The sequence below is a fragment of the Dietzia sp. SLG310A2-38A2 genome (assembly GCF_014145095.1).
Lineage (GTDB): Bacteria > Actinomycetota > Actinomycetes > Mycobacteriales > Mycobacteriaceae > Dietzia.
On record NZ_JAALDX010000393.1, the window covers coordinates 4,706 to 7,905 of the forward strand.

General features: G+C 71.3%; 2 protein-coding genes and 1 pseudogene. 2 read left to right on the forward strand and 1 reads right to left on the reverse strand.

Annotated features, from left to right (window positions below; translation table 11 throughout):
* A pseudogene (locus G6027_RS13690) lies at window positions 1–330 on the reverse strand (short chain dehydrogenase); the annotation flags it as partial.
* Between the two features lie 116 nt (window positions 331–446).
* Between G6027_RS13690 and G6027_RS13695 the strand changes: the two are divergent.
* On the forward strand, window positions 447–1,760 hold the full coding sequence (locus G6027_RS13695; RefSeq protein WP_182637652.1) for an acetyl-CoA C-acetyltransferase: 1,314 nt from the start codon (window positions 447–449) through the stop codon (window positions 1,758–1,760).
* 194 nt (window positions 1,761–1,954) lie between these two features.
* Window positions 1,955–3,200 (forward strand): peptidoglycan binding domain-containing protein (locus G6027_RS19505; RefSeq protein WP_182637653.1); only part of this gene is annotated, 1,246 nt, incomplete at its 3' end.

Sequence of the window (3,200 nt, forward strand, 5' to 3'; positions counted from 1 at the left end):
GACGCGGCGGACGACGGGGTTGAAGAAGTCGAACAGGGACTTGAGGTCCTCGGTGCGGCGGATGCCGGTGGCGTCGAAGACCAGGCCGGCGAACTTGCCCTCGGCGTCCGCGCCGGCCAGCTCGTAGTCCGACTCGAGGATCGCGCGGACGGGCTCGACCAGGCGACCCTCGCCGCCGACCAGGACCGGGCCGTGGAGGGCGGGCTGTCCGGCCTCGTGGCGGCGGAGCTGTTCGGGCTGCGGGAGGCCGACCTTGCCGGCGATGAACGACCCGGGGGCCGAGGTCACGAACTGCGAATAGAGGTCGAGGTTGCCCTGTGCCATGGCGATCATCTCCTGGAGAGGTGCGGTCTTACGGGTCGACAAGTAACTTACCGCTGAGTAACAATACTCGTCGGGCCGCGCTACGGGCCACCGGATACCGAGATCAAACGGGAGTGACACACGTGACCACCAGCCCCCGCAAGGTCGCCATCGTAGGCGGCAACCGAATCCCCTTCGCCCGATCGAACGGCAAGTACGCGGACGCCTCCAACCAGGACATGCTCACCGCGGCGATCGACGGTCTCGCCAGCCGCTACAACCTGCAGGGCAAGCGCGTCGGAATGGTCGCGGCGGGTGCGGTCCTCAAGCACGCCCGCGACTTCAACCTCACCCGCGAGACGGTCATCGGTTCGGTGCTCGACTCGTCCAGCCCAGCCTACGACGTGCAGCAGGCGTGCGGGACCGGGTTGGCCACGGCGATCCAGGTCGCGGACGCCATCGCCGTCGGTCGCATCGACGCCGGGATCGCGGGCGGCACCGACACCACCTCCGACGCCCCGCTGGCCGTCAACGACGACCTGCGCAAGATCCTCATCAAGGTCACCTCGGCCAAGAGCACGGTCGACCGGCTCAAGCTCCTCGGCGACATCCGGCCGCAGTCGCTGGTCCCCGAGCAGCCGCAGAACGCGGAGCCCCGCACCGGCCTGTCGATGGGCGAGCACGCCGCCATCACCGCCCGCGAGCTGGGCGTGACCCGCGAGGACCAGGACGCGCTCGCCGCGGCCAGCCACCACAACCTCGCCGCCTCCTACGAGTCGGGCTTCCAGGACGACCTGGTCACCCCGTTCCTCGGTGTGCCGCGTGACGACAACATGCGTCCCGACTCGTCCGAGGAGAAGCTCGGAAAGCTCAAGCCGGTCTTCGGCAAGCGCGACGCCGAGGCCCACGGCACCGAGGCCACCATGACGGCCGGCAACTCCACCCCGCTCACCGACGGCGCCTCCGCGGTCCTGCTGGCGAGTGAGGCCTGGGCGGAGGAGAACAAGCTCCCGGTCCGCGCCTACCTGGTGGACTCCGAGACCGCGGCGGTGGACTTCATCCACGGTCACGACGGCCGCACACCGGACGGGCTGCTCATGGCCCCCACCTATGCCGTCCCGCGGCTGCTCGAGCGCAACGGCCTGACCCTGCAGGACTTCGACTACTACGAGATTCACGAGGCCTTCGCCTCGCAGGTCCTGGCCACGCTCTCGGCCTGGGAGTCCGAGGAGTACTGCACGGAGCGCCTGGGCCTGGATTCCGCGCTCGGCTCGATCGACCGCAGCAAGCTCAACGTCCACGGCTCCTCGCTGGCGGCCGGGCACCCGTTCGCCGCCACCGGCGCCCGCATCCTGGCCGCGACCGCCAAGCTGCTGGAGGAGAAGGGCTCGGGCCGCGCGCTCATCTCCATCTGCGCGGCCGGTGGTCAGGGCGTCACAGCCATCGTCGAACGGTGAACCCGACGCGCTGACCGGGCCGGCGTCCCGGCCGGGTAGTCGTTTCATGAGTGCAGCCCCCGCGTACGGCGCGGGGGCTGCACTCATCGGTACCGGTCCGTCATAGTGGACGCCACAGTGGTTCGGGTGGGATAACCCCGGTCGACGCCCCGCCGGGTCGAGAGTCCCCCGCTCGTGAGGAGGCGTGAGAACCCGTGGACGATTCCACCACCACCGGCGACGCCGGCCCCGTCCGGCCCGTCGTGCTCGAGGGGGAGGGGCCCCATCCCGCGGCCGCCGACCGACGGCGTTACCGGGTGCGGTCGCGGTGGATCCACACGGGTGTCGGCGTGTTCATGGGGCTGGCGGTGCTCTACGGCTTCGATCTGGTCCACAGCATCGGTCGGGTTCCGCGCGGGGCCGAGGTGGCCGGGATCCAGGTGGGCGGGATGCGCACGGCCGACGCCGAGCAGCTCCTGATCCGCGAGCTGGGACCACGGGTCGACGAGGAGGTCGACCTGCGGGCCGGCGTCGTGTCCACCACCCTCGATCCCCGGTCGGTCGGGCTGTCCGTGGACTGGCAGGGCACCCTCGACCGGGCGGGTGAGCAACCGCTCAACCCGTTCACCCGGCTGATCAGCCTGGTGTGGTCCACCGAGGTGGGCATCGCCAGCGTGATCCCCGACGCGCGGCTGACCGAGTTCCTGGAGAAACTCGCCCTGCAGGCGGACTTCGAGCCGCGTGAGGGCGCCATCTGGTTCGACCAGGACGAGGTCCGCTCCGCCATCCCGTTGGACGGCCAGCGCCTGCGGATCGAGAGCTCGCGCGATGCGGTGCTCGCCCACTGGCTCGACGACGACGGGGTCGACCTCGTGGTCGACTACACCCCCACCGAGACGCGGGCCGACCAGGTCCGCGCGCTCATCCGCGACGTGGCAGAACCCGCCGCCGGGCGCGACGTGACGTTGCTGGCCTCGCGGATGCGTGAGGACGGGACGGAACCGCCCGTCACCACCGTCACGACGCGGCTACCGGCCCCGCCACCGCCCCCGGGTAGGGAACGGGCGGTCCCCGCCGAGCGGGAACTGGAGATGGTCGATCCCGACGGCCCCGACGCCGTGCCCGTCGTGTTCCCCCGGGACCGGATCGGCGAGTACCTGACCTTCGTGCGCGACGGGGCCGAGCTGGAGCCCCGGTTCGACGCGGACGCGGCCAAGGGGATCCTCGAGCCGCTGATCGAGGAGACCGAGCAGGAGGGCCGGGACGCCTCGTTCTCCTTCAGCGGGTCGTCGGCCTCCGTCGTCCCCGCGGTCCAGGGCCGCACCGTCTCGTGGGGTCCGCTGCTCGGTGCACTTCCGGGCCAGCTCACCGACGCCCAGGGGCCGCGCGTGCTCCCCGTCGGGTACGTGGGCCGGGATCCGGAGCTCACCACCGAGGAGGCCGAGAGGGCCGGGATCCGCG